At 72.6% G+C, this 24,708-nt stretch carries 23 protein-coding genes; 10 read left to right on the top strand and 13 right to left on the bottom strand.

The genetic code is table 11. The features are described 5' to 3' along the window. Positions 1–23: 23 nt before the first annotated feature. Together N542_RS0103485 and N542_RS0103480 are read right to left on the bottom strand one after the other, a co-directional pair. Positions 24–797 (bottom strand): NADPH-dependent F420 reductase, encoded by a 774-nt coding sequence (locus tag N542_RS0103485; protein WP_051551346.1) that lies wholly within the window; start codon positions 795–797, stop codon positions 24–26. 44 nt (positions 798–841) lie between these two features. After that, entirely contained in the window at positions 842–1,684 is an 843-nt protein-coding gene (locus N542_RS0103480) for an SDR family oxidoreductase (RefSeq protein WP_028642744.1), read from the bottom strand. 158 nt (positions 1,685–1,842) lie between these two features. On the opposite strand from N542_RS0103480, the gene N542_RS0103475 reads away from it, so the two are divergent. From N542_RS0103475 to N542_RS0103465, 4 genes are all read left to right on the top strand, one after another. Next, the gene (locus tag N542_RS0103475) at positions 1,843–2,721 is read left to right on the top strand and encodes a helix-turn-helix domain-containing protein (protein WP_028642743.1); all 879 of its coding nucleotides are present in this window, start codon (positions 1,843–1,845) and stop codon (positions 2,719–2,721) included. Further along, positions 2,625–3,011, top strand: coding sequence for a helix-turn-helix domain-containing protein (locus tag N542_RS28410; RefSeq protein ID WP_197025843.1), 387 nt, complete (start codon positions 2,625–2,627; stop codon positions 3,009–3,011). The genes N542_RS0103475 and N542_RS28410 overlap by 97 nt, the downstream gene beginning before the upstream one ends. Beyond that, positions 2,993–3,229, top strand: a complete 237-nt coding sequence (locus N542_RS0103470) for a hypothetical protein (RefSeq protein ID WP_028642742.1) — start codon at positions 2,993–2,995, stop codon at positions 3,227–3,229. The genes N542_RS28410 and N542_RS0103470 overlap by 19 nt, the downstream gene beginning before the upstream one ends. A gap of 183 nt (positions 3,230–3,412) precedes the next feature. Then, on the top strand, positions 3,413–3,778 hold the full coding sequence (locus N542_RS0103465) for a hypothetical protein (protein ID WP_155992837.1): 366 nt from the start codon (positions 3,413–3,415) through the stop codon (positions 3,776–3,778). Here N542_RS0103465 and malQ read toward each other — a convergent pair. From malQ to N542_RS0103435, 6 genes are all read right to left on the bottom strand, one after another. Continuing rightward, entirely contained in the window at positions 3,756–5,675 is a 1,920-nt protein-coding gene (gene malQ / locus N542_RS23195) for a 4-alpha-glucanotransferase (RefSeq protein ID WP_081794997.1), read from the bottom strand. The genes N542_RS0103465 and malQ overlap by 23 nt on opposite strands. 28 nt (positions 5,676–5,703) lie before the next feature. Continuing rightward, complete coding sequence (locus tag N542_RS23190) at positions 5,704–7,191, bottom strand: SIR2 family protein (RefSeq protein ID WP_051551345.1); 1,488 nt, start codon at positions 7,189–7,191, stop codon at positions 5,704–5,706. Positions 7,192–7,313: 122 nt separating this feature from the next. Further along, a complete protein-coding gene (locus tag N542_RS0103450) occupies positions 7,314–7,520 on the bottom strand; it encodes a hypothetical protein (RefSeq protein WP_028642740.1) in 207 nt (68 codons plus the stop codon). Between the two features lie 31 nt (positions 7,521–7,551). Then, positions 7,552–7,698, bottom strand: a complete 147-nt coding sequence (locus N542_RS27350; protein WP_155992836.1) for a hypothetical protein — start codon at positions 7,696–7,698, stop codon at positions 7,552–7,554. Positions 7,699–7,742: 44 nt separating this feature from the next. Beyond that, positions 7,743–8,300, bottom strand: coding sequence for an isochorismatase family protein (locus N542_RS0103440; RefSeq protein ID WP_028642739.1), 558 nt, complete (start codon positions 8,298–8,300; stop codon positions 7,743–7,745). A 9-nt stretch (positions 8,301–8,309) separates the two neighbouring features. Then, positions 8,310–9,077 carry an LLM class flavin-dependent oxidoreductase gene (locus tag N542_RS0103435; RefSeq protein WP_028642738.1) on the bottom strand — a complete coding sequence of 256 codons (768 nt, stop codon included), beginning with the start codon at positions 9,075–9,077 and terminating at the stop codon, positions 8,310–8,312. Positions 9,078–9,095: 18 nt separating this feature from the next. On the opposite strand from N542_RS0103435, the gene N542_RS0103430 reads away from it, so the two are divergent. Then, on the top strand, positions 9,096–9,947 hold the full coding sequence (locus N542_RS0103430) for an MOSC domain-containing protein (protein WP_028642737.1): 852 nt from the start codon (positions 9,096–9,098) through the stop codon (positions 9,945–9,947). A gap of 3 nt (positions 9,948–9,950) precedes the next feature. Here N542_RS0103430 and N542_RS0103425 read toward each other — a convergent pair whose 3' ends face one another. Continuing rightward, on the bottom strand, positions 9,951–10,901 hold the full coding sequence (locus N542_RS0103425; RefSeq protein ID WP_028642736.1) for an acyl-ACP desaturase: 951 nt from the start codon (positions 10,899–10,901) through the stop codon (positions 9,951–9,953). Between the two features lie 49 nt (positions 10,902–10,950). Further along, the gene (locus N542_RS26345) at positions 10,951–13,476 is read right to left on the bottom strand and encodes a hybrid sensor histidine kinase/response regulator (protein WP_081794996.1); all 2,526 of its coding nucleotides are present in this window, start codon (positions 13,474–13,476) and stop codon (positions 10,951–10,953) included. A 64-nt stretch (positions 13,477–13,540) separates the two neighbouring features. Here N542_RS26345 and N542_RS23180 point away from each other — a divergent pair, with 64 nt between their 5' ends. Next, positions 13,541–14,515, top strand: a complete 975-nt coding sequence (locus N542_RS23180; RefSeq protein ID WP_036506188.1) for an alpha/beta hydrolase — start codon at positions 13,541–13,543, stop codon at positions 14,513–14,515. Positions 14,516–14,522: 7 nt separating this feature from the next. On the opposite strand, the gene N542_RS26340 is transcribed toward N542_RS23180, so the two are convergent. After that, positions 14,523–16,709, bottom strand: coding sequence for a hybrid sensor histidine kinase/response regulator (locus N542_RS26340; protein ID WP_051551343.1), 2,187 nt, complete (start codon positions 16,707–16,709; stop codon positions 14,523–14,525). 1,153 nt (positions 16,710–17,862) lie between these two features. Here N542_RS26340 and N542_RS0103405 point away from each other — a divergent pair. The 3 genes from N542_RS0103405 to N542_RS27745 are packed head-to-tail and all read left to right on the top strand — an operon-like array spanning position 17,863 to position 22,117. Beyond that, positions 17,863–19,524 carry an FAD-binding dehydrogenase gene (locus tag N542_RS0103405; protein WP_036506186.1) on the top strand — a complete coding sequence of 554 codons (1,662 nt, stop codon included), beginning with the start codon at positions 17,863–17,865 and terminating at the stop codon, positions 19,522–19,524. Positions 19,525–19,529: 5 nt separating this feature from the next. Continuing rightward, the gene (glsA, locus tag N542_RS0103400; protein ID WP_028642734.1) at positions 19,530–20,489 is read left to right on the top strand and encodes a glutaminase A; all 960 of its coding nucleotides are present in this window, start codon (positions 19,530–19,532) and stop codon (positions 20,487–20,489) included. Next, the gene (locus tag N542_RS27745; protein WP_051551342.1) at positions 20,486–22,117 is read left to right on the top strand and encodes an alpha/beta hydrolase; all 1,632 of its coding nucleotides are present in this window, start codon (positions 20,486–20,488) and stop codon (positions 22,115–22,117) included. The genes glsA and N542_RS27745 overlap by 4 nt, the downstream gene beginning before the upstream one ends. A gap of 3 nt (positions 22,118–22,120) precedes the next feature. On the opposite strand, the gene N542_RS0103390 is transcribed toward N542_RS27745, so the two are convergent. Next, a complete protein-coding gene (locus tag N542_RS0103390; RefSeq protein WP_028642733.1) occupies positions 22,121–22,444 on the bottom strand; it encodes a DMT family transporter in 324 nt (107 codons plus the stop codon). 70 nt (positions 22,445–22,514) lie between these two features. Between N542_RS0103390 and N542_RS23165 the strand changes: the two genes are divergently transcribed. Further along, positions 22,515–23,063, top strand: a complete 549-nt coding sequence (locus N542_RS23165; RefSeq protein ID WP_036506184.1) for a TetR/AcrR family transcriptional regulator — start codon at positions 22,515–22,517, stop codon at positions 23,061–23,063. Here the strand turns inward: N542_RS23165 and N542_RS23160 are convergent. Beyond that, entirely contained in the window at positions 23,049–24,707 is a 1,659-nt protein-coding gene (locus tag N542_RS23160) for a bifunctional 3'-5' exonuclease/DNA polymerase (RefSeq protein ID WP_051551341.1), read from the bottom strand. The two genes, N542_RS23165 and N542_RS23160, sit on opposite strands and share 15 nt — an antisense overlap. Position 24,708: the final 1 nt, after the last annotated feature.

Below are 24,708 nucleotides of genomic sequence, written 5' to 3'. Positions count from 1 at the left end.
TGCGTATGGGGTCGGCGTCTCGGTCAGGAGGTCTCGGGGAAGTACCCGCCGGCAGGCCCGCGCACGGCCGAAGCGATGAGCGTCCGTGCCTGCTCAACCGACACCGGGATCACCGGGGCCGACAGCAGCCATGCGACGAGCTCGTCGGTCGAGAGGGACCCGGCCGGCCACGCCGGCATGTACGGGTCGCAGTAGGCGGGTGTGCCCGGCTCGCTGCGCCACCCCTGGCTGAGCGGGCCGATGTCGAGTGCGTCGTAGCCAAGCGTGTCGAGCAGGGCGCTGGCGTGCTGCTTGGCGTCTGCATCGTCGCCGGCGATCGGCAGGGTGCTGCGCTCCGATGAACCGGTGGGGCGGCAGCCGTTGCCCAGGCTCGCGAAGGTGATGTTGTTGAACGCCTTCACGACGAAGGAATCGGCGAGGTGCCCCTGCACGAGCTCACTCGCGGTGGACTCCTGGTCGTCGAGGGCCCGGATCCGCCCGTCGCGCTGGGGGTAGTAGTTGGTCGTGTCGAGCACGACCTTGCCCGCCAGCTCGCTCGCCGGCAGGTCGGTGTAGGCGATGAGCGGGATCGCGGCGATGACGATGCCAGCCTCGCGTGCAACCTCGTGCGAGGTAGCGGCGCGGGCGCGCGGGCCGAGCTCGTTGACGAGCTCGGCGAGGGTCTCGGGGCCGCGGGAGTTGCCGATGACGATGTCGAGTCCGGCGGCGACGGCGAGTCGCGCGATCGTCGCACCGATCGCGCCGGCTCCGATGATGCCCAGTGGAGAGGCCGGTGGAGAGGTCAGTCGAGAGGTCATGGGTGTCCGATCAGGAGAGTTCGACGCTGGGGTGGGCTCGACGATCAGGCGTCGTACGACAGCGAGGCGGAGAGCTCGCGGTGGGCGTCGATCTGCTGCTGCACGGTGGCCTGCTTCTCCTCGATGCCGCCCATCGCGTCTGCTCCGGCGATGAATCGGCCCGGAAGTGCGCCGCTGTCCGACAGCGTGACCAGGGCTGCGCCGAGCTTGGCGGGGTCGCCCGCCTGGGTGCCGTGCATCTGGCGCCACGCTTCGATCGTCTGCTTCGTCTGGTCGGCGTAGTCGTCGATGTCGACCTCGGGCCACAGGGTGGAGGAGCCCTCGACGAGCAGCTCGGTGCGGAAGAAGCCGGGCTCGACCGACATGGTCTCGACGCCGAACGGTGCGACCTCTGGGGCGAGTGACTCCATCCATCCCTCCAGGGCATGCTTCGACGCGGCGTAGGCCGAGGTGAAGCCGCCACCGACGAAGCCGGCGGTCGAGGTGACGGTGATGATCTGGCCCGACCGCTGGCGGCGCAGGAGGGGCAGGATCACCCGGGTGACGTTCAGGGGGCCGAAGAAGTTGGTCTCCATCTGGGCGCGCACCTGGTCGGCGCTGAGGGTCTCGAAGAACCCGGCGTAGAAGTTGCCGGCGTTGTTGACGAGCACGTCGATGCGCCCGAACCGCTCGACGGCCGCAGCTGCCGCTGACTCGGCCGCGGCGGGGTCGGTCACGTCGAGGGCGAGGGCCAGCAGGTTGTCGTGGGCGCCGACGGCGTCGATGACACGTTGCGGGTCGCGGCCGGTCGCTACGACGAAGTGGCCCGCGGCGAGCGCGGCCTGTGCGATGTCGATGCCCATGCCGCGGCTCGCGCCGGTGATGAACCAGACCTTGGTGTCAGTCATGGAGGATGCTTCCCTTCTCATCCGCTCGCCCGACGGGGCGAGCGGTCGTGGACGAATGCACCCAGTCAACGTCGCCCGCAGGGGCTGAGGGAGTCCCGGCTCATAGGGTCACTGGCGGTACCTCCCAGCGGATCGATCTCTGGCCTACTGTCGAGTCCATGGACATCCGGAACGACATCCGTGAGTTCCTGACCAGCAGACGCGCCAGGCTCACTCCCGCCGACGTCGGCCTGCCTGACTTCGGCGGCCGGCGACGCGTCGCCGGGTTGCGCCGCGAGGAGGTCGCACTCGTCGCCGGCATGAGCGTCGAGTACTACATCCGCCTCGAGCGCGGCAACGCCACCGGGGTCTCCGACGCCGTGCTCGATGGTATCGCCAGGGCTCTTCAGCTCGACGACGCCGAGCTCAATCACCTGCACGACCTTGTGCGCGCCGCGAACGACGGCAGAGCACCCAGCCGACGCAAGCCGCGCAGCCGCACCCAGACCCTGCGCCCTGGGATGCAGCAGCTGCTCGACGCCATGCATGGCGTGCCGGCGGTCGTGCAGAACGGACGCCTCGACGTCATCGGGATCAACGCGCTCGGTCGTGCGCTGTTCGCGGAGATGCTCGAGGACCACCGCACGCCCGCGAACTTCGCGCGCTACCTCTTCCTCGACCCCCGTGCGCACCGGTTCTACCGCCACTGGGACGACTCAGCCCAGCAGATCGTCGCGCTCCTTCGCAGCGAGGCCGGGCGAACGCCCCGCGACCGCAGCCTCACCGACCTCGTCGGCGAGCTCGCCACCCGCAGCGAACCGTTCCGCACTCTCTGGGCGTCACACGATGTACGCGAGCACCGCACTGGCACCAAGGACGTCACACATCCCGTGGTCGGCGATCTTGACCTCTCGTTCGAGGCGCTCGACATCAGTGCGGAACGCGGTCTGCAGCTCATCGCATTCTCCGCCGAGCCCGGATCCCCCACCAGCGACGCACTTCGCCTGCTCGCCAGCTGGACCGCCGCAGACGCTCCCACCAATGCAGAAGTCACCTGACCCTGGCCGACGATGAGCTCAGTCTCGCCGCTCTCGCCGAGCGCGCCGACCTGGCTCACCCGACCGCGCACCGCGAAGTAGCTCGGCTCACGTCGGCAGGCATCGTGACCGAACGCCAGGTACGCCGCACCCGCCTCATCCGCGGCAATCCGGTCAGTCCGCTGATCGCCCCCTGCGGCGGATCCTCACGCGTGCGGAGTTCATGGCAGACTCCAGGCTTCCTGGACGCGGTGTGCTCCAGTCCGATCGTTCGCGTCATGGGGGAGTCCTCGTGGCCATCTCTGCGCTGACCGCGGTCCCGCAGGCGACCGTCCCCGCGCTGGTCGAGGCGCGTCGGGTCGACGCTGCGCCGGTTGACGCATCGCGCGCCGCCTCCTTCATGAGTCAGGCCGAAGATCGGCTCGCACAGATGCCGTTGCTCACCAGCGTCGCTGGGAGGTACGCCATCGCCTATGACGCGGCCACCAGATCGGCGAGGCACTCCTCGCTGCTGTGGCTCGGGATGTGACCTCGTGACGCTTGCCGGTCCGCAAGCACTCCGCAAGAAGGCCCGCGGAGCCCGCACGCCGACGACTGTCAACGACTCGGCTGGCGGCGTTTGCCCCAGGGCAGAGGCTCTTTCTGGACCGTTCCCCACGATGACCGCCGACAGCCAAACCCGCCGTTTTCGTTCCGCTTAGAGGTGTACGACGTGAGTGTTTCCTGGGAGTTCGCCGACGCGTGGGTGTTCGCGGCGATCGCGGTCTACGGCCGGCCGTGCTCCCTGCTCGAGATGATCGGGGCAGGGGACTGGATCAACCACGCCGTGCTGCTCGAGGACGAGGTGGAGCCGGCCCTCGGCAAGTTGACGGGCGCCGGTCTGGTGCGGATCTACGAGGGCTGGACCTTCGAGCTCACCGACGAGGGCGCGAGCCTGTGGTCCGACGGTGTCCGGGACCTGCAGGCCCACATGCAGCAGGTCCAGGACCGGCTGGCGGTCATCGAGCCGGGCACCTCGACCGTCCGGCTCGCCCCGGGCGTGATGGGGCAGGCGCTCACGGCGTACCGGACGTCCTGACCGACCCGGGCTCGGCCGACGCGTCGTCGGGGGCGTCGTCGGGTGCGTGCGAGCGGCGCTCCGCCATCAGCCGGACCAGCCGGCCGACCTCGGGAGACTCACCGAGGGCGTCGACGCGCACCGGGAGCGGGATGCTCCAGTTGTCCCGCTCGAGGCTGCCCGGGACGTTGGGACGACGCTCCTCCAGCACGGCGTCCTCCAGGGACAGCGAGAGCAGCATCGAGGGGGCCCGCGCCAGTTGGCGGTACGCCGCCTCGACGGCCGCGGCCGGTGAGGCGTCCGACGTCAGACCGTCCCGGCGCAGCCGCGACAGCAGCTCGCGACGTCCGTCGTGGACGTCGTCGGGTGCCATGTCGGTCGCCGCCAGCTGGTCGATCGCGTCGGAGCCGGTCCACAGCCCCGCCACGGTGGGGAGGTCGTGGGTCGTAACGGTGCCGAGCGCGGCAGCCGGCCACTCGGCCGGGTCGTCGTCCTCGAACCACAGCACCTTGTAGGAGAGGATGCTCCGCTCGGCCAGCGCCTGCGGGACCCCCGGCTCCACGGTGCCGAGGTCCTCTCCCACCACGACGGCGTGCGCTCGGTGCGACTCCAGGGCCACGATGTCGAGCAGGTCGTCGCTCGGGTAGCGCACGTAGGCACCCGCCGTCGCGTCCTCGTCCTCGGGGATCCACCACAGCCGGAAGAGCCCCATCACGTGATCGATGCGCAGGCCGCCCGCGCCCGCGATGGTCCGGCGCACCGACTCGATGAAGGGCTCGTACTCCGCCTCCTGCAGGCGCCACGGCACGAGCGGCGGGGACCCCCAGTCCTGGCCGAGCGAGTTGAGGGCGTCGGGTGGGGCGCCGACGGTCACGCCCTGCGCGAGCACGTCCTGCCACGCCCATGCGTCGGCGCCGCCCCCCGAGACGCCGATCGGCAGGTCCTGGATCACCGTCAGGTCTCCGGTGGCCTCCCGGAGCTGCACGTCGACCTGCCACTGGAGCCACGCGTGGAAGCCGACCTCCTGCTCGTGCTCCCGGCGGAACGCGTCGATCGCCGCCGAGCCGGGACGCCGGAGCTCGGCCGGCCACCGGTGCCAGTCAGGCCCGTGGTGCTCCGCCAGCGCGCACCAGGTCGCGAACTCCTCCAGCGCCTGGCCCTGGGCCGCGCGCCAGGAGATGAAGTCGTCGTCGTGGCAGGCCGTACGGCGCTCGAAGGCGGCGCGCAGTGCGGCAAGCTTGACCTCCCAGACCGCGTCGCGCTCGATGCGCGACCGCTCGTTGAGGTCGTGGACCTGCTGGGCGTCGACGTCGTCGGCACGATGGCCGGGCACGTCCGGGACCCGCAGGTAGAGCGGGTTGCGGAAGCGGCGGGTGGCCGGCAGGTAGGGGCTGGGCTCCAGCGGAGCACTCGGCGCCACCGCGTGCAGCGGGTTGACCAGCAGGAAGCCACCCCCCTCCTGCTCGGTCCAGGAGCGCAGGGTGCGCAGGTCGCCGAGGTCGCCGATGCCCCAGCTGGCTCCGGACAGGGCGCCGTACAGCTGCACGGCCCAGCCCCACGACGGCCGGTCGGGGAGCCAGCAGCGACCCGGCGAGACGATCAGCCGACGGTCCGCGCCGGAGTCCTCCTGCAGCCGGTGGTAGCCGAGGGGGAAGTCGTCCGGGATCCGTCCGTCGAGCTCGTGCTCGGTGCCGTCCTCGCAGGTGACGCGGACCCGCCCGACGGAGAGGCTGCGCCCTCGCCGCGTCACGATCGGGGCCCGCTGCTCCAGGTCCTCGGGCGGGCTGCCGATGATCTCGTGCAGGCGGTCCACGGTGGCCGCCGCCGCGCGGTGTGGCTCGTCGTCGGCATCCAGCCACACGTGCTGCACGCCCCATGCGTCGACCTCCTGGCCGATGACCTCCGCGGTGCCCACCATGTCTGCTCGGTTCCCCGCGGCGCCGCGGTCATCCCTGCGGCTCCTCGCACTCGGGGGGCGGGGCCCCGGCCCCGAGCTCGTCGAGCCGTCTGGCCAGGGCCTGCCAGGAGGCGTCGCCGGACGGGAGCCGCGCCCGGAGCCGGTACACCTCCCGGGCGGTGCGACGGCTCTCCTCGTCCAGCAGCCCGTCGAACCGCGGGTCGAGCAGCCACGAGGCGTCGTCCGCGGCGTACCGGCCGATCGCGTCGAGGAAGATCTCCAGGGCCCGGATCCGCTCCGCGACCCCCTCGCCGGGCAGCGTGAGCCAGTGCAGCGTGTCCTCCCAGAGCTCCCCGCGGGCGGCGTCGCCGTCCACGTCGAGCAGGGTGCCCAGGGAGCCGTCCACGCCGTGCAGCTCGCGGTAGACCTGGGCCTCCTGCACCAGGCGGACGACGTTGTCGTCCGTCATCGAGGCGCCGACGACCAGCACGTGGCGGGTGAGCAGCAGCGTCTGCAGCAGGGCGCCGGCCGGACGGGCGTGGGCGTCGAAGCGGACGACGTCACGCCGGGTCAGGACGATGCTCCGGGGGTGCCGCACGTCGCCGTGCATCTTCAGCACCCAGGCCGGCGCACCCACCGGTGACTCCCACGGCAGGACGGCGACGGCGGGCTGGCCGTCGGCGAGCGCAGCGGTCTCGTAGAGCCCGTCGAAGTTCGTGGTCACGACCTCGCGGCAGCCGAGGCCGGCGAGCAGCGCGTGGGCGAGCGAGGGGCGGTCGTGCTGGGAGCAGATCTCGGCGACGTGCTTGCCCAGCTCGGGGACCCGGTGCTCGAGCAGCTGCGCCTGGTCGAGCGGCGTGAGCGTGTGCGTCTCGTGCTCGCCGAGCTGGCCCGTCCGGCGCCCCAGCTGACGCAGCAGCTCGCGCCACGTCGGCATGCCCGCCGACCTGCTCACGCCCGCGCCGAGGAAGAGGGCCAGCTCACCGCGGCGGGCGAGCTCGCCCAGGCGGCGCGCCTCCTCCAGGTACGGCACGTCGACGTGCAGCTGACCGCGGACGTGCTGCGCGGCCGCGTGCACGGAGCGCTCCGGTGTCACGACGGCGATGTCGAGGTCCGCCGAGCGCGTGATCTCGTGCAGGGTGCGCAGCAGCTCGTGGACGACGCCTCCACGGTCACGGCCGTGGCCGCCGCCCTCGAGTCCCAGCACCGGCAGCGCCAGCACCGGTGAGGTGCGGTCGTTCCCGGCGCGCAGACCCTGGGCGACGACGTCCTCGACCACGGCGCGGGCCCGCGTCATCAGCTGCTCGGTCGACAGCCCGGGGCCGACGCTGATGAACCACACCGCTCGCCCGTCGCGAGCGCGCCCGTACCCGGCACCGGGCCAGCCGGATGGCCGCAGGCGGCCGTGGTCGGAGCAGCCGGTGACCGCGCTCCAGTGCGCCTCGACCGCGAAGGAGTCGTCGGTCGGCACCACGGCGGCGTCGTGGACGACCGACTCCATCCGGCCGTGCACGACGAAGACGTGGGAGGTGCTCACCTGAGGGCTCCGGGCTGGTCCTGCCGCGCGGTACGGCGGCAGCGCGGGGTACCCCCGGACGGCCGCGGACACACGTCCGCGGCGGGCGACGACACCCTCCGGGCCGTCGGGCGGGGGTGGACTCAGGCGGCGGAGTCGCCGGTGACCTCTTCGCGGGTACGCCGCCAGGAGGCCGCCCGCTGGCGGTCGCTGGCCAGGGCGCTGTTGGTCATCCGGAGCTCCTGCTCGGCGCGGGCACGCCAAGCGGCTCCGTGGGCGCCGTGCAGGCACAGACGGAAGTCGTCGAGCCAGCCGGCGACCCAGGTCTCGGTGTCGACGGAAGCAGTCATGCCCTACTGATCGGCAGGGCGGCGCCCGGTCTTAGCCCCGGCGGGCGGCACTCTTCGCGCGCCGGGCGCGCACGCTGTCGACGCCCTGCTTGATCCGGCGCTGGTTCTCGGGCTTGCGGGCCTCGTCGTACACCTTCTTGGCGATGCCGATGGTTGCTGCGAGTCGGAAGATCTTCATGGTCGAGCGGTACCCAGTCGGCAGCGATCAAGTCGGGTGCTCGATCAGAAGGCGATCTCGGCCGAGGTCTGCGTGCTGCCCGACCGACCCGGGTAGCTCATGTCCCAGCCGGCGTACATGTTGGTGAAGTTGATCTTGGTGAGCGCCGAGATCAGCTCCCCGCCGGTGTACTCCGCCGGGACCTCGCCCGTCGTGTGGCAGTCGGAGACCAGCGTGACGTCGTACCCCCGGACGAGGGCGCCGTGGATCGTCGAGCGGATGCAGGCGTCGGTCTGCGCCCCGGCGACGACGAGGTGCTCGGCGCCGAGGCCGGTGAGGACCTCGCCGAGCTCGGTGTCCTCGAAGGAGTCGCCGTAGCGCTTCTGCACGACGGTCTCCCCGCCCGCGGGCTCGAGTCCGTCCGCGAGCTCCCAGACCGGGGTGCCGGCCACCAGTTCGTCGCTGTTGTGCTGGACCCACACCACCGGGACGTCGGCCCCGCGAGCCTGGTCGACCAGGCCGGCGACCCGGGAGACGACCCCGTCGGGGTCCCAGGTCCCGTCGTCGGCGAGCACGCCGCGCTGGAGGTCGACGACGACCAGTGCCTTCTTCTTGTCAGCCATGGACCAACCCTAGGCCGACCCACCGACAGTCCGGTCCGAGCGCAGGGCGTCGATCAGGGGCCTCGGATCGGGGGAGTCCGCGCCGGCCTGGAGGACCACCGTGTCGGCCCCGGCCGCACCGAGCTCGGCCACCCAGTCCGACACCCGGGCGGTGTCGGTGACCTCGGTGTAGACGCAGACCTGCCGGTCCGGACCGACCAGCTCCCGCGCGCGCCGTACGACGTCGGGGTCCACGACCGAGTCCAGCAGCACGCCGTCGGAGACCTCGCCGGCCAGGGCGACCGACCGCGGGCCGCGGGCACCGACCAGGAGCCTCGGCACGACCGTGGGCGGCCAGTCCAGGGCCACGCCGTCGAGACGGACGTAGCGACCGGTCGTCGTGACCGTGTCGCCGGCGAGCAGCGAGCGGACGGCCACGGTGTGCTCGCGCAGCAGCGTGACCGGTGACTCGACAGCCGCCCCGACCTGCGCCATCCAGTCCTGGACGCCGTGCCCGAGCACGACCGTGAGGCGGCCGGGGAAGAGCCGCGCCAGGGTCGCGACCTCCATGGCCACCAGCGCCGGGTTGCGCAGCGGCACCGGCAGCAGGCCGATCCCGACCCGCAGGTGGGTCGACCAGGCGAGCGCGAGGGCGGCGGTCGTCAGCCCACCCTCGAGGAAGCAGTCCTCCCACAGCCAGAGCTCCGCGACGCCGGCCGCCTCGGCGTGCTCCACGACCGACCGGAGCTCCTCCGGCGGCGACTGGGGGCGGAAGACGACTCCGGTGATCGGGCTCATGACACCTATTCTGACCACGTGTCCCTCAGCCTCACCTCGATCCACCGCTACCCCGTCAAGTCCTGCCGGGGTGAGTCCGTGCCGGAGCTGCTGGTCGAGCCGTGGGGGCTCTCCGGCGACCGGCGCTGGATGCTGGTCGACGCGAGCGGGGCGGTGATCACGGCGCGCGAGGTCAACCGGCTGGTCCTGGTCGACCCGGCGATCACGCCGTACGGCCTGGTGGTCAACGCGCCCGACCTCCCGGAGCTCGTCGTGCCCGTCCCGGACCCGGCCGCCCAGACGCCGGTCGAGCTCTGGGAGTCGCATCTGACGGCAGCCGCCGCCGGCGCGGAGGCCGACGCGTGGTTCAGCAAGGCGATGGGGCGTACGGCGCGCCTCGTGCACCTCGACGACCCGACCCGGCGCCCCACCAGTCCGGACTTCAGCGAGCCGGACGACCGGGTGTCCTTCGCCGACGGCTACCCGCTGCTGCTGGCGACCGAGGAGTCGCTGGCCGCGCTCAACGACGTCGTGCTCGAGCGCGCGACGGACCCCGCGGAGCCGCTGCCGATGACCCGCTTCCGGCCCAACGTCGTGGTCGCGGGTGCGCCGGCGTGGGCCGAGGACGACTGGCGCCGCATCCGGATCGGTGAGGCCACCTTCCGCGCGGTCAAGGGCTGCGCCCGCTGCGTGCTGACCACGATCGACCCGGAGACCGCGGTCCGCGGCAAGGAACCGATCGCGTCCCTCGCGCGGGTGCGCCGCTGGGACGGCAAGACGTGGTTCGGGATCAACCTGGTGCCGGACACGGCCGGGGTGACGGTGCGGGTCGGTGACGCGGTCGAGGTGCTCGACGCCGTACCGGCCGGCGGGGGTCCGATCCGGCCCTGACGCTCAGGACGCGATGTCGGGGCTGACCCCGTCGTCGCGCGCGGCGACCCGCGCCCGGTTCTCGGCGCGCCGGTCGACGAACTTGGTCGCCTGGGCGTCGAGCGCCTCCAGGAACGCGGCCAGCTCGACGCGGGCCTGCTCGCCCTCCGGGCCGAAGTCGGTCCGGTCCAGCACGTTCCAGTGCCGCAGCACCGGCATGATCACGTCGTCGTGGTGCAGGCGCAGGTCGTAGATCCCGGCCTTCGCGATGATCATGGAGTTGCGTCGGAAGCCGGCCATCGTGGCGCCCGGCATCTCGAAGCCGATCACCTCGTCGGCGATCGCGCGCATCGTGGCGTCGGGCGCGATCTCCAGCGCCGCCGCCACGATGTTGCGGTAGAAGACCATGTGCAGGTTCTCGTCCTTGGAGATCCGGGCGAGCAGCTTGTCGGCGATCGGGTCGCCGGTCACCTTGCCGGTGTTGCGGTGCGAGACCCGGGTCGCGAGCTCCTGGAACGACACGTACGTCACCGCTTCGAGCGCCGTCTTGTCGCCGGAGTCGTAGCCCGAGGTCATGTAGTCCATCCGGGCCCGCTCGAGCTCGACCGGGTCGACCCCGCGGGTCACGACGAGGTAGTCGCGCAGCGCGACGCCGTGCCGACCCTCCTCCGCCGTCCACCGGCCGACCCACGTGCCCCACGCCCCGTCACGACCGAAGCGGGTCGCGATCTCGCGGTGGTACGACGGCAGGTTGTCCTCGGTGAGCAGGTTGGTGAACATCGCGGCCTTGGCCGTCTCCGAGAGCTGCGACTGCTCGGCGGAGTAGTCCTCGCCGCCGAGGAACGCGAAGTCGCGTCCCTGGCTCCACGGGATGTAGTCGTGGGGGTGCCACTCCTGGGCGATCGCGAGGTGCCGGTCGAGGTTCTCCGCGACGACGGGCTCGAGCTCCTCGAGCAGGTTCTCCGGTGTGGTCATGATGCCCTCCCTTGGACGCTGGGTCCCCGCCGTCGAGCCTAGCGTCCGGTCAGGGCGCCGGCACCCAGCGCTGGAGGGTGGCGGCGACCGCCGCCGGAGAGATCGGCTTCGACAGGTAGTCGTCCATCCCGGCGGCCAGGCACCGCTCACGGTCGCCCTCGACGGCACTCGCGGTCATCGCGATCACGGGAGTGTGCCGCTGGTCGCCCTCGCGGCGGCGGATCCGGACCGTCGCCTCGAGACCGTCCATGCCCGGCATCTGCACGTCCATCAGCACGGCGTCGTACGCCGTGGCGTCCATCGCCGCCAGCCCGGCCGCGCCGTCGTCGGCGACGTCCACCTGGTAGCCGAGGCTCTCCAGGATCCCGGTGGCGACGAGCTGGTTGATCTCGCCGTCCTCGACCACGAGCACGCGGCCGCGCGACAGGGCCGCGGGCGGCGGGGCTGCGGCGACGGGTGCCGACGGGGAGGTCGAGGCGACGGCCTCGGCGAGGGTGGAGCGCAGGCGCGAGAGCTGCACGGGCTTCGTCATCCGGGCGACGAAGCCGGCCTCGGCCGCCTCGGCCTGCCCGACGTCGCGTCCCGAGGTCAGCAGCACCAGGGCGACGCCGGCGTGCTGGGGCGTGGCGGTGATGCTCCGGGCCAGGTCGAGGCCGTCGAGGCCGGGCATGCAGAGGTCGAGGACGGCCAGGCGGTACGGCGTACCGTCGGCTGCTGCCCGGGCCAGTGCCTCCAGCGCCTCCGCGGCGCCGTCGGCCAGGTCCACGGTCAGGCCCCACGCCGTGAGCTGGTCGTGCAGGATCACCTGGTTGGTGCGGTTGTCGTCGACGACGAGGACCCGCAGGGCGGTGAGTCCGTCGCGGTCGGTGGCGCGCGTGGCCGCGGACTTGGTCGCCAGGGCGAAGGGGACCGTGAAGGAGAACGTGCTGCCACGGCCGGGCTCGCTGGTCACCTCGAGCGTGCCCCCCATCGCCGTGACGAGGCGACGAGAGATCGCGAGCCCGAGCCCGGTCCCGCCGAAGCGGCGCGTCGTCGAGGAGTCGGCCTGCGAGAAGGGCTCGAAGAGCCGCTCGGAGTCCGCGGGATCGATGCCGATGCCGGTGTCGGAGACCTCGAACCGGACGGCGGCGCCGTCCTCGGTGAGATGGTCCAGGTGGGCGTGGACGATGACCTCGCCGCGCTCGGTGAACTTGACCGCGTTGCTGGTCAGGTTGAGCAGCACCTGCCGGAGCCGGGACGGGTCGCCGCGGAGGCCGACCGGGAGCTCGGGGGAGGAGTAGGCCAGCAGCTCCAGCCCCTTCTGCTGGGCCGGGTCGGCGAGGATCTCCGCCACGTCCTCGATGACGCCGACCGGGTCGAAGTCGATGGACTCGAGCTCGAGGTGGCCGGCGTCGATCTTCGAGAAGTCGAGGATGTCGTTGAGGATCGTGAGCAGCGCGTCGCCGGCGGTCTGCACGCCCTCGGCGTACCGCCGTTGCTGGTCGTCCAGCGGCGTCCTCAGCAGCAGGCCGGTCAGACCGATCACGCCGTTCATGGGGGTCCGGATCTCGTGGCTCATCGTCGCCAGGAACTCCGACTTCGCCCGCGAGCCCTCCAGTGCGGCGTCCCGCGCGCTGGCGAGCTCGGCACGGGCGTCGCTCTCCGACCGCAGCAGCCGCGCCGTGCGGACGAACGCGATCAGGATGAGGGCGAGCATGCCGACCAGCACGCCGGACGGGTCGTGGTCCTTGCCCTGGACGGCGTCGACGAAGAGCAGCAGCGGCGGGACCAGCAGCGGGCCGATGGCGATGGACAGCTTGCCGAGCGCCGGGCGCTCCTGGAGCTCGGCCGCAGTCTCCGCCTCCGGCGGTGCCTGCGGTCGCAGCGTCGAGGACGCCATCAGGACCGCACCCAGCATCCAGCCCACGTCCAGCAGGGCCGACACGGTGTGCTGGACGCTCAGGACCAGGTAGCCCAGGTCGGACACCAGCCAGCAGGACACACCGGCCGCGAAGCCGAGCCCGAGGGCCTCCCGGGCGCGTCGCACGGTCAGCGCCCGCAGCACGAGCGCCAGCAGCACCGCGTCGAAGACGGGATACATCGCGAGCACGATCCGCGTCAACGCCGACATCGACTCGTCGGCGACGATGTCGTGGATGGTGAAGGTCCAGAAGAGCAGCAGGCTCAGCACGACGACGGTGAGCGCGTCGATCAGCGCGTCCGGGTCGATGCTCGTGGTCCGCCCGCGTCGCACGGTGGTGACGAGCAGGACCGCGCCGCCCAGACCGAGATAGCTCAGGAAGTAGGGGACGTCGGCCAGGGAGACGTCGGGCTGCCGACCGCTCCAGGAGTACGCCAGCCAGATGAGGTCGCCCAGCGCCGAGCTGGTGAGGCCGGCCGCGATCAGGGCGGGGACGGCACGTCGGCCGCGCGGTGCCGTGGCGGTGCCGAGCCACGCCAGCACCGGCGCGATCCACACCGCGAGCAGGTACGTCGCGTCCCCGACGGGGCCGGTCGGCCACACCAGGTGCAGGACGATCAGCGCCGCGGCGAGGCACCAGAGGGTCAGGACAGCTGTCCTACGAGGACTCGTCATCCGTCCCTCCCTTCAGCGCGAAGCGTAGCCGCGAGCGCGGGTCCTGGCTCCTAGAATCAGCGGCATGACGACGAAGCTGCGGCCCGGTGTGCGCGCCCTGGACCGGCTGATGAAGTCCAACCCGGCCATGTCGGTCGCCAGGATGACTCACGAGCAGCTGGAGAAGGCCCAGAGCGCGGTCATCCCGGACGGGGGCATGGCATCGCTCTTCCTGGGCAGGCTGCAGAAGGGCGTCGACGTCCGCACGACGTCCTTCGCCGCCCGGCACGGGGAGCTGCCGCTGCGCATCTACACCCCGCAGGCCTGGAGGCGTACGCCGCGGCCGGTGGTCCTGAACTTCCACGGAGGCGGCTTCGTCCTCGGCAGCGCCCGCCAGTGCGACTGGAGCTGCAGCATCGTGGCCAAGGAGCTGGACGCGGTCGTCGTCTCCGTCGACTACCGGCTGGCCCCGACGCACCGCTACCCGGCCGGACTGCTCGACTGCTACGACGCCCTCGAGTGGGTCGCCGCCCACGCCCCCGACCTCGGTGGCGATCCCTCCCGGATCGGCGTCATGGGCGACAGTGCGGGCGGCAACCTGGCCGCGGTCATCGCGATCGCGGCCCGCGACGAGTCCGGCCCGGTGATCGGGCACCAGGCGCTCATCTACCCCGTCACCGACATGACCGAGGCGCTGCAGGACGACCCGTCGTACGTCGACAACACCGATCGCGGCATCGTGCTGTCGAACGAGGACATGGAGATCTTCCGCGACTTCTACGTCAGCGAGCACGACGACGCCGGCGACTTCCGGCTCTCGCCGGTCCTCGCTCCGGACCTGTCGGGCCTGCCGCCCGCGGTCGTCGTGGTCGCCGGCCTCGACCCGTTGCACGACTCGGGGGTGCGCTACGCGCAGGCGCTGGTCGACGCCGGCAACGAGGTCGCGGTCGAGGACTTCCACGTGATGCCGCACGGGTTCCTGAGCTTCCCCTACTTCTGCGTCAGTGCCCGTCCGGCCATGGACGCGATCGTCGCGTCGCAACGAGCCGCGCTCTGCTGACCGACGATCAGGTCCGGACACGGGCACCTGCCACCCATCGCTCCAGGACCGCGGTCACGGCCGCCCGGGTGATCGGCTTGGACACGTAGTCGTCCATGCCGGCGGCCAGGCACCGCTCCCGGTCGCCGTCGACAGCGCTCGCCGTCATCGCGATCACCGGCGTGCGGCTGCCGTCGGCCTCGCGCCGCCGGATCTCACGGGTCGCGGAGAACCCGTCCATGACGGGCATCTGCACGTCCATGAAGACCAGGTCGTAGTCCTGGGCGGCCATCGCCGCCAGACCTGCGGCGCCGTCGTCGGCCAGGTCGACGTCGTACCCGCACGCCCGGATGATGCCCTCGGCGACGATCTGGTTGATGTCGCCGTCCTCGACGACCAGGATCCGGCCCCGGCGCGGCGGTGGAGTCGGGACGACCACCGCCTGCGGTCGACGGACCCCGGCCACGGAGGCGGTGATCGCGGGCCGGTCGGCGGCGGCGCCGAGCGGCACCGTGAACCAGAACCTGCTCCCGTTCCCGGGCTCGCTCTCCACGCCGAGGGTGCCGCCCATGGCGTCGACGAGCTGGTGGCAGATCGCGAGCCCCAGGCCGCTGCCGCCGTACCGACGGGTGGTCGAGGAGTCCGCCTGCGAGAAGGGGTCGAAGAGTCGGCTCCGGTCGGCGGCGTCGATCCCGATCCCGGTGTCCGAGACCTCGAACCGCACCGTCCAGGTGTCCGCCGCGACGGTACGCCGACCCGACTGGTCCCAGTGGGTCGTGGTCCCGACCGGTTCGGCGCGGATCACCACCTGGCCGCTCTCGGTGAACTTCACGGCGTTGCCCGCCAGGTTGAGCAGCACCTGCCGCAGCCGCGACGGGTCACCGAGCAGGCGAGCGGGAAGCGCGGGCGAGCAGGACGTGAGCAGCTCGATGCCCTTCTCGCCGGCCGGGTCGGCCACGAGCCCCGCGACCTCGGCGACCACCCGCGCCGGCTCGAAGTCGATGCTCTCCAGCTCGAGGTGCCCGGCCTCGACCTTGGAGAAGTCGAGCACGTCGTTGATGATCGCGAGCAGCGCGTCGCCCGCCGTCCGGACGCCCTCGGCGTACGTGCGCTGACGCTCCTGGAGTTCCGAGCCCAGGAGCAGCCCGGTCAGACCGATCACGCCGTTCATCGGCGTCCGGATCTCGTGGCTCATCGTCGCGAGGAAGTCCGACTTCGCGCGCGATCCCTCCAGGGCGGCGTCCCGGGCGGCGGCGAGCTCGGTGCGGGCCTCGCTCTCCGAGCGGAGCAGGTGGCCGGTGCGCACGAAGGTGAGGGCGACCAGGGTCACGGTGCCGAGCAGCATCGTCCACGGGTTGATGACGAGCCCCAGGTCGGCACCGAGGGACCACAGCACGGTCGGCACGAGCAGCGGGATGCTCGCGCTGAGCAGTCGGCCGCCCGTCCGGGCGTGCTCGAGGTCGAGCGGTGTCGCGGCCACCGGCGGGACCGGGGGCCGCAGCGTGGCCGTGGCGAGCACCATCCCGCCGAGCATCCAGCCGGCCTCGGGGACGGCCGAGAAGGTGCCCTCCATCGCGAGCGCGTAGTAGGCGAGGTCGGCGGCCAGCCAGCACCAGATGCCGATGGCGAGGGGCCGACCGACGGCCCGGCGGGTCCGGCGGTGCACGAGGGCTCTCAGGGCGAGACCGCACAGCACGGCGTCGAGCACGGGGAAGGCCACCCACATCAGTCGCCCGAACTGCTGGGAGGAGTCCTCGCCCGACAGCTGGTCGACGGTGCCCGTCCACACCACCAGCACGCTGACGACCACGACGGTGACCACGTCGAGCAGGGCGTACGGCGCCACCCGGCGGTCGCCCCGCCGTCCCACGGTCACCACGACCAGCGCGCCGACCAGGTACAGGTAGCCGAGGAGGTACGGCACGTCCGCCACCGACCGGTCCGACTCACCGGTGGCCCGGGAGTGCGCGACGAGCAGGACGTCTCCGACCGCGGCCAGCGTGACGCTGGTGGCGAGCAGCGCGGGCACGAGCCGTCGGCGCCGGGTCGGCGCCCAGCGCGTGCCGAGCCAGGCCAGCACGGCCGGGAGCAGGTTGCCCAGGAGGTACGTCGCGTCGGCGGACGTGCCCGACGGCCCGCCGAGATGGATCGCGATCACGACCAACTCGGTCACCCACAGGGCGCGCACGACGAGCGAGCGTCGGCTCCGGTCCACTGGCGCTCCCCCTTCCGCGCGGTCCCACGACGCCGTGCACCACGTGCGTCACCCCGACCCATCGGCCGCACGGAGGCGAACCTGCGCTCTTGTGGCGCCGAGGGTGTCGCCGGGCGCTCCGGTGGTTGAGAAGAACGCGGCCCACCGGTGGTTGAGGACGTCGCGGCCCTTCGGTGGTTGAGGAGGGCCGCTAGGCCCGTCTCGAAACCCCCGCAGGCCGAGGCACGACGTCGGGATGCGGGGGTCTCGACGACGCTCGCTGGCGCTCGCTGCTCGACCACCGGAGGCCACCGGTGGTTGAGGAGGGCCGCCAGGCCCGTCTCGAAACCCCCGCAGCCCACGTGGGAGGTCGGATGCGGGGGTCTCGACGACGCTCGCTGGCGCTCGCTGCTCGACCACCGGGACCTCCGTTGGTTGAGGAGGGCCGCTAGGCCCGTCTCGAAACCCCTGCAGCCGGCGCGGGAGGTCGGGTGCGGGGTGGTTTCGAGGCTCAGGCCTGGCGGCGTTCGCACCTCAACCACCGGAACCCCCGGTGGTTGAGGAGGGCCGCCAGGCCCGTCTCGACACCCCCGCAGCCCAGGCAGTACGTCGGATGCGGGGGTCTCGACGACGCTCGCTGGCGCTCGCTGCTCGACCACCGGAACCCCCGGTGGTTGAGGAGGGCCGCTAGGCCCGTCTCGAAACCCCTACAGCCGACGCGGGAGGTCGGGTGTGGGGTGGTTTCGAGGCTCAGGCCTGGCGGCCTTCGCACCTCAACCACCGGAAGCTCCGGTGGTTGAGGAGGGCCGCCAGGCCCGTCTCGAAACCCCCGCAGCCGAGGCGCGACCTTGGGTGCGGGGGTCTCGACGACGCTCGCTGGCGCTCGCTGCTCGACCACCGGGGCGGCGGCCCACCGGTGGTTGAGGAGGGCCGCTAGGCCCGTCTCGAAACCCCCGCAGCCGAGGCGCGACCTTGGGTGCGGGGGTCTCGACGACGCTCGCTGCGCTCGCTGCTCGACCACCGGAGGCTTGCGAGGGTGTGGGGGTCTCGACGACGCTCGCTGCTCGACCACCGGGGTCTCGGTGACGCTCGCGGGCTTTCCGCTGACCGGAGGAAGTGACCGCTGGGTAACCTGCATCACAGACGGGCGCCGGGGCATGGAAGGATCGCGCTCGTGAGCACGAGTGCGGAGACCAGTGATGTCATCGTGGTGGGCGGCGGCCTGGCCGGCCTGGCCGCCGCGGCCGAGGTGGCGGACGCCGGCAAGCGGGTCCTGCTGCTGGACCAGGAGCCCGAGCAGTCGCTCGGTGGACAGGCCTTCTGGAGCCTCGGCGGGCTGTTCTTCGTGGACAGCCCCGAGCAGCGCCGGATGGGCATCAAGGACTCGCGCGACCTCGCGATGCAGGACTGGCTCGGCAGCGCGCAGTTCGACCGCGAGGAGGACCGCTGGCCCCGCCGGTGGGCCGAGGCGTACGTCGACTTCGCGGCCGGCGAGAAGCGCGCCTGGCTGCGCCAGATGGGGCACCGGACCTTCCCGATCGTGGGCTGGGCCGAGCGCGGCGACGGTCGCGCCGACGGTCACGGCAACTCGGTCCCGCGCTTCCACATCACCTGGGGCACCGGCCCCGGTGTGGTGGACCCCTTCGAGCGGCGGGTGCGCGAGCACGCCGCGACCGGGCGGCTGCGCTTCGGCTTCCGGCACCAGGTGGACGACCTGCTGATCGAGGACGGCTCGGTGGTCGGCGTACGCGGCACCCTGCTCGAGCCCAGCGCGATCGAGCGCGGCAAGGCCAGCAGCCGGGTCGGCGTCGGGCAGTTCGAGCTGCGCGCCCAGGCCGTGATCGTCACCAGCGGCGGCATCGGCGGCAATCACGACCTGGTGCGCAAGACCTGGCCCAAGCGGCTCGGCACCCCACCGAAGACGATGGTCGCGGGCGTGCCCGCCCACGTCGACGGCCGCATGCTCGCCATCACCGAGGCGGCCGGCGCGCGCGTGATCAATCCCGACCGGATGTGGCACTACGTCGAGGGCATCCGCAACTGGGACCCGATCTGGGACAACCACGGCATCCGGATCCTGCCCGGCCCGTCGTCGCTGTGGATCGACGCGACCGGCAAGCGGCTCCCCGCGCCGTACTTCCCGGGGTTCGACACCCTCGGCACGCTCACCCACCTGCGGACGACGGGCTACGACTACTCGTGGTTCGTGCTGACGCAGAAGATCATCGAGAAGGAGTTCGCGCTGTCGGGCTCCGAGCAGAACCCCGACCTCACCGGCAAGGACATCAAGCTGCTGCTGTCGCGGGTGAAGAAGGGCGCGCCGGGTCCGATCGAGGCCTTCAAGGAGCACGGCGACGACTTCGTCGTGGCCGACAACCTCACGGACCTGGTCCGCGGCATGAACCAGGTCGGCGACCGGGCACTGATCGTCGAGGCCGAGCTGCGCGAGCTGATCGAGTCGCGCGACCGCGAGATCGACAACACCTTCACCAAGGACGCGCAGGTCACCGCGATCCGCGGCGCCCGCACCTACCGCGGTGACAAGCTCATCCGGGTCGCCTCGCCGCACAAGATCCTGGACCCCAAGGCCGGTCCGCTCATCGCCGTGCGCCTCAACATCCTGACCCGCAAGACCCTCGGCGGTCTGGAGACCGACCTCGACGGTCGCTGCCTGACCTCCGACGGGACGCCGCTGCCCGGGTTGTACGCCGCGGGCGAGGTCAACGGCTTCGGCGGTGGCGGGATGATGGGCTACAACGCGCTCGAGGGGACCTTCCTCGGTGGCTGCCTCTTCTCCGGCCGTACGGCGGGCCGGGCGGCTGCCCGAGCGGTCTAGCCGCGGTGACCGATCGACTGGTCTCCTCCGGGGACCTGCCTCGTCGCGTGGTGGTGCAGGAGGCGCTCGACGAGGCGCACGCGTCGTACGTCGGCGACCGGACGGGCGAGCTCTCGACGGTCTACCCGGCGCTGGCGGACGCCGACCCGACGGCGTTCGGGCTGTGCGTCGTCGGGGTCTCCGGCGAGCGCGTGTCGAGCGGTGCGGCCGACCGCGCGTTCACGATCATGAGCGTCGCGAAGCCGTTCGTCTTCGCGCTGGCGTGCGAGGTCCACGGCGTCGAGGAGGTACGGCGACGCATCGGCGTCAACGCCACCGGACTCGCCTTCAACTCGGCGTCGGCGGTCGAGCGCAGCCCGGACGGCCGGACCAACCCGATGGTCAACTCCGGGGCCATCGCCACCACCAGTCTGCTGGAGGGCTGGGCCCAGGTGCAGCAAGGCCTCTCGGCGTTCGCAGGTCGGCCGCTGGAGCTCGACGAGCCGACGCTGGACTCCGCGCTGGCGACCAACCACCGCAACCGTGGGCTCGCGAACATGCTCGCGGCCGCCGGTGCGATCGAGGCCGACCCGGCCGAGGCGGTCGAGGTCTACACCCGGCAGAGCTGCCTCGCCTTGACGGCCGAGGACCTGGCGGTGATGGGCGCGACGCTCGCCGACGGCGGCACCAACCCGGTGACCGGCGAGCGGGTGGTCGACCCGGAGACGGCGCACGCGACGCTCGCGGTGATGACGATCGCCGGGATGTACGAGACATCGGGCGACTGGCTCCTCGACGTCGGCATGCCGGGCAAGAGCGGCATCGCCGGGGGGCTGCTGACGGTCTCGCCCGGCAAGGGCGCGCTGGCGACGTACTCGCCCCTCCTCGACGCCCACGGCAACAGCGTCCGGGGATCCGCGGCCGCTGCCTTCCTGGCCCGCCGGCTCGGGCTCGACGTGCTCGCCTCGCAGGCGGTGCACCCGTGACCTGGCGCGCGCCGATCGCCGCGACGGTGGGCGCCGTGCTCCTCTTCTGGCTCTCGCTGACACCGTCGCTGCTGCCGCTCGGCCCTGTCTTCCAGGGCGTGGTGTCGGCGGTCTGCGCGCTGCTGGGGTACGGCGTGGGCGCACTGCTCGGCTGGATGCTGCGGGCCAGCGGCGTACGACTGGACGGGCCGCGGCGGCAGCGCACCTGGCAGGTCGTCGCGGCCGTCGCCGGAGTCGGCACCGTGGTCGCCCTCGTGCTCGGCCACCGCTGGGACGACCAGGTCCGTGACCTCGTGGGGGTCGACCGGGACTCGCTCGCAGCCGACCTCCTGCAGCTCGCGGTGACCGCGGTGCTCTTCGTGGCGCTGCTGGGCATCAGTCGCCTCCTGAGGTCTGTGGGCCGTGGGGTCGGGCGCCAGGTCGGCCGCGTGCTGCCCGACCGGGTCGCGCTGGTGATCGGCGCCCTCGTCGTCGCGTGGGTCGCCTGGGGCCTGGTGACCGGCGTCCTCGGCGGCCGGGTCGTCGGCGCCCTGGACGCGACCTTCCAGGCGATCGACGACGAGTTCCGCACCGACACCCCGGCACCCACCAGCCCCTACGTCTCGGCCGGCCCCCGGTCCGGCGAGAGCTGGGACGACCTGGGCCGGCAGGGCCGTGTCTTCATCGCCAGCGCCCCGACCTCCGACGAGATCGGGGACTTCACCGGAGGCGATGCGCAGCAGCCGGTCCGCGCGTACGTCGGAGCCTCCGGCGACGTCGACCTGACGGCCGAGGCGCGACGGGCCGTCGGCGAGCTCGAGCGCACCGGCGGCTTCGACCGCGCGGTCCTCAACGTCGTCACCGGCACCGGTCGGGGCTGGGTCAACGAGAATCAGGCGCGGGCGCTGGAGTACATGTGGGCCGGCGACACCGCCACCGTCAGCATGCAGTACTCCTACCTGCCCAGCTGGATGTCGTTCCTCGCCGACGGGGAGCGGGCGCAGGACGCCGGTCGGATCCTCTTCGACGCCGTCTACGCGCACTGGGTCGCGCTGCCCGCAGACCGGCGACCGCTGCTGGTCGTCAGCGGGGAGAGCCTCGGCTCCTTCGGCGGGGAGGCGGCCTTCAGCGGCGCCCAGGACCTGGCCACCCGCACCGACGGTGCCCTCTTCGTGGGGCCGACCGCCAACAACCGGCTGTGGAGCAGGTTCACCGCGGAGCGCGACGCGGGCACCCCCGAGGTGCTCCCGACGTACGCCGGCGGCGACATCGTCCGCTTTGCCGACCAGCCGTCCGACTGGGACGCGCCAGGGGAGTGGAGCGGCACGCGGATCGGCTACCTCCAGCACGCCAACGACCCGATCACCTGGTGGGACCTCGGGCTGGCGCTGCAGCGGCCCGACTGGCTCTCGGAGCCGCGCGGGCGCGATGTGTCGCCACGCGTCCGCTGGGTCCCGGTGGTCACGATGCTGCAGCTCGCGGCCGATCAGATGGTCGCCAACGGCGTGCCGGCCGGGCAGGGCCACCAGTTCGGCCAGGAGCCGGTCCGGGCCTGGGCGGAGATCCTGCCGCCGGCCGGCTGGACCGACGCCGACACCGAGCGCCTCGCCGTACGGATCGGCGAGCTGGAGCCGGACGTCATCGGCTAGAGGTCAGTGCGCGCCGGTGAGGTTGAGGCCGACGACGCCGACGACGATCAGGGCGAGCGACGCCGCCTTGAGCCACGTGAAGGACTCGCCCAGGAAGACCAGCCCGACGACGGCGACCAGCGCGGTGCCGGCGCCGGCCCAGATCGCGTAGGTGACCGACACCGGCAGCGTCCGCACGATGACGGTGAGCAGCCAGATCGACCCGGCGTACCCGCTGACCACCAGCACCGTCCATCCCGGGGACGTGAAGCCCTCGGTCCGCGGCAGGAGGGCGGTGGCGACGACCTCCACGACGATGGCGAGGCCGAGGAGCACTGCGGTGAGCACGGTTCTGTTCCTTCCAGATGTAGCGGTCGCTACGTTTGGTCCCCAATGTAGCACTCGCTACGCTGGCCCCGTGGATCGCCGGAAGGAGCTGCTGGACCAGGTCACCGACCACGTCCTCGAGCACGGCCTGATCGGTCTCACCCTGCGTCCCGTGGCGGCGGCGATCGGCACCAGCGACCGGATGCTGATCTACCACTTCGGCAGCCGGGACGGCCTGGTCTCCGCCGTGGTCGCGCAGGCCGGCGCCCGCAGCGTCGTCGCCGTCGACGCGCTGCCGGCCGCGCGGTCGGTGCGGGCCGGCGTCAACGCGCTGTGGGCGGCGTACCAGACCGAGCCTCTGAACAGCTGCCTCGACGTCTACTGCCAGGCGGCGGCGACCGGGCTGATCGGGGAGGAGCCCTACCTCTCGGACGCCCGGGCGAGCAACGAGAAGTGGGCCGTCAGCCTGCGCGCCTACCTGGTGCGGTGCGGCGCACCGCCGCGGCGGGTGCGCCGGATCGTCACCCTGGTCGACTCCGCCCTGTACGGCTTCCACCTCGACCTGGCCACCGACCGGCCCGAGTGGCTCGCGGTCGGCGTCGACGACCTGGCCGTCGCCGCCCAGTCACTCGCCGGCTGACTCCACGGCCGCGCCCGGCTTGCCCGCCTCGGCGTACGACCGCACGATCGAGGTGCTCAGCGGGAAGTCGATCGCGAGGTCGCGGAAGAGCAGGTCGGCCGCGGTGGCCGCCGCCGCAGCCGTCTGCTCGGCGACGGCGTCGGCGAGCGCGGCCGGCGTGTGCACGACGACCTCGTCGTGGAGGAAGAAGACCAGGTGCGGGCGGGACTCGAGCGGGCCGGTGCCGCCCAGGCGCCAGAGGCGGTTGCGCAGGTCGGCGATCCAGCACAGCGCCCACTCGGCGGCCGTGCCCTGGACGACGAAGTTGCGGGTGAAGCGGCCGTACGCGCGACGGTGGCGGGCCTGGCTGTCGGCATCGGGCGGCGGGTCGTCGGGGTCGCGGTCCCACGCCTCGCCGAGACCGGGCGAGCCCCGGCCCAGCAGGGTGCGCACGACCTGCCCGCGCTCGCCCGCCCGGGCGGCGTCCTCGACGAGCCCGAAAGCCGCGGGGTAGCGGCGGGTCAGCCCGGCGAGCAGCCGGCCGCTCTCGCCGGTGGTGGCGCCGTACATCGCGCCGAGCAGGCCCAGCTTGGCGTCCGTGCGGCTGGCGACCGCTCCGTCGTCGACCATCGCCTGGTAGAGGTCGGCACCGCGTGCCGCCTGGGCCAGCGCCCGGTCGCGGCTCATGCCGGCCAGCACGCGCGGCTCGAGCTGGGCGACGTCGGAGACCACCAGCAGCCAGCCGTCGTCGGCCATGGCGGCCGGTCGGACCTGGGCCGGGAAGGACAGCGCGCCGCCGCCGTTGGACGACCATCGACCGGTGGTCGACCCGGCCGGCTGGTACGACGGGCGGAACCGACCGCCGCGCACCCACTGGTCGCTCCAGGCCCAGCCATTGGTCTGGAAGAGGTGGGCGAGCTGCTTGTAGCGCAGCAGGGGAGCGATCCCGGGGTGGTCGAGCGCGCGCAGCGAGTGGGCCCGGGTGTCCGTGACCTCGAGCCCGGCCCGGCGCAGCGCCGCCAGCAGCTCCGGACGGGAGTCGGGGTTGAGGCCCGGGGCGTCCAGGGCGTTGCGCACCTCGCCGATCAGGGCCTCGAGCGCCTGCGGTCGGGCCCCGCGCGGGGGGCGCGGGCCGAGCAGCTCGCGCAGCAGCCGCTCGTGGACCTCGACCCGCCACGGCATGCCGGCGTACGTCATCTCGGCGGCGACCAGCGCCCCCGACGACTCCGCCGCGAGCAGCAGCGCGAGCCGGGTCGCCTCGCTCGACGCCGCCACCGCGGCGAGCTGGCGGGCGTCCTCGAGGTCGGCGCGCAGGTGCTCCGCGGTGTCGTCGACGGCGAAGAGGCCCGGGTCCGAGGGTGCGCTCGGCCCCAGCCGGTCCCAGTGCCCGGACTGCTCGCCCTCGAGCAGCGACGCGTCGACCGCGGGCGCCCGGCGCAGCAGGTGGTGGCCGAGCCGCAGGTCGTGGCAGCGCGCGACGCGCACGCCGGCCGCCAGCAGCTGCGGGTGCCACCGTGCCGTGTCGTCCCAGACCCAGCGCGGTGCGTCGACCTCGCGCTCGCGGACGTACGCCGGGAGCTCGCCCAGCGTGAGCTCGCGGCGTACGTCGCCGTCGACGACCAGCACGCGGTCGCCGGGCAGGCGGGAGAGCGGGATGCGGGCCATC

This window comes from Nocardioides sp. URHA0020 (assembly GCF_000620705.1).
GTDB lineage: Bacteria > Actinomycetota > Actinomycetes > Propionibacteriales > Nocardioidaceae > Nocardioides.
Note: the sequence above shows the minus strand (reverse complement) of the source record. Positions and strands in the feature narration are given on the sequence as shown.

Coding starts and splice junctions, on each gene's coding strand:
- N542_RS0103485 (WP_051551346.1), bottom strand. CDS start 797: ATGACCTCTCGACTGACCTCTCCACCGGCCTCTCCACTGGGCATCATC.
- N542_RS0103480 (WP_028642744.1), bottom strand. CDS start 1,684: ATGACTGACACCAAGGTCTGGTTCATCACCGGCGCGAGCCGCGGCATG.
- N542_RS0103475 (WP_028642743.1), top strand. CDS start 1,843: ATGGACATCCGGAACGACATCCGTGAGTTCCTGACCAGCAGACGCGCC.
- malQ (WP_081794997.1), bottom strand. CDS start 5,675: ATGGTGGGCACCGCGGAGGTCATCGGCCAGGAGGTCGACGCATGGGGC.
- N542_RS0103450 (WP_028642740.1), bottom strand. CDS start 7,520: ATGACTGCTTCCGTCGACACCGAGACCTGGGTCGCCGGCTGGCTCGAC.
- N542_RS27350 (WP_155992836.1), bottom strand. CDS start 7,698: ATGAAGATCTTCCGACTCGCAGCAACCATCGGCATCGCCAAGAAGGTG.
- N542_RS0103440 (WP_028642739.1), bottom strand. CDS start 8,300: ATGGCTGACAAGAAGAAGGCACTGGTCGTCGTCGACCTCCAGCGCGGC.
- N542_RS0103435 (WP_028642738.1), bottom strand. CDS start 9,077: ATGAGCCCGATCACCGGAGTCGTCTTCCGCCCCCAGTCGCCGCCGGAG.
- N542_RS0103425 (WP_028642736.1), bottom strand. CDS start 10,901: ATGACCACACCGGAGAACCTGCTCGAGGAGCTCGAGCCCGTCGTCGCG.
- N542_RS26345 (WP_081794996.1), bottom strand. CDS start 13,476: ATGACGAGTCCTCGTAGGACAGCTGTCCTGACCCTCTGGTGCCTCGCC.
- N542_RS23180 (WP_036506188.1), top strand. CDS start 13,541: ATGACGACGAAGCTGCGGCCCGGTGTGCGCGCCCTGGACCGGCTGATG.
- N542_RS23160 (WP_051551341.1), bottom strand. CDS start 24,707: ATGGCCCGCATCCCGCTCTCCCGCCTGCCCGGCGACCGCGTGCTGGTC.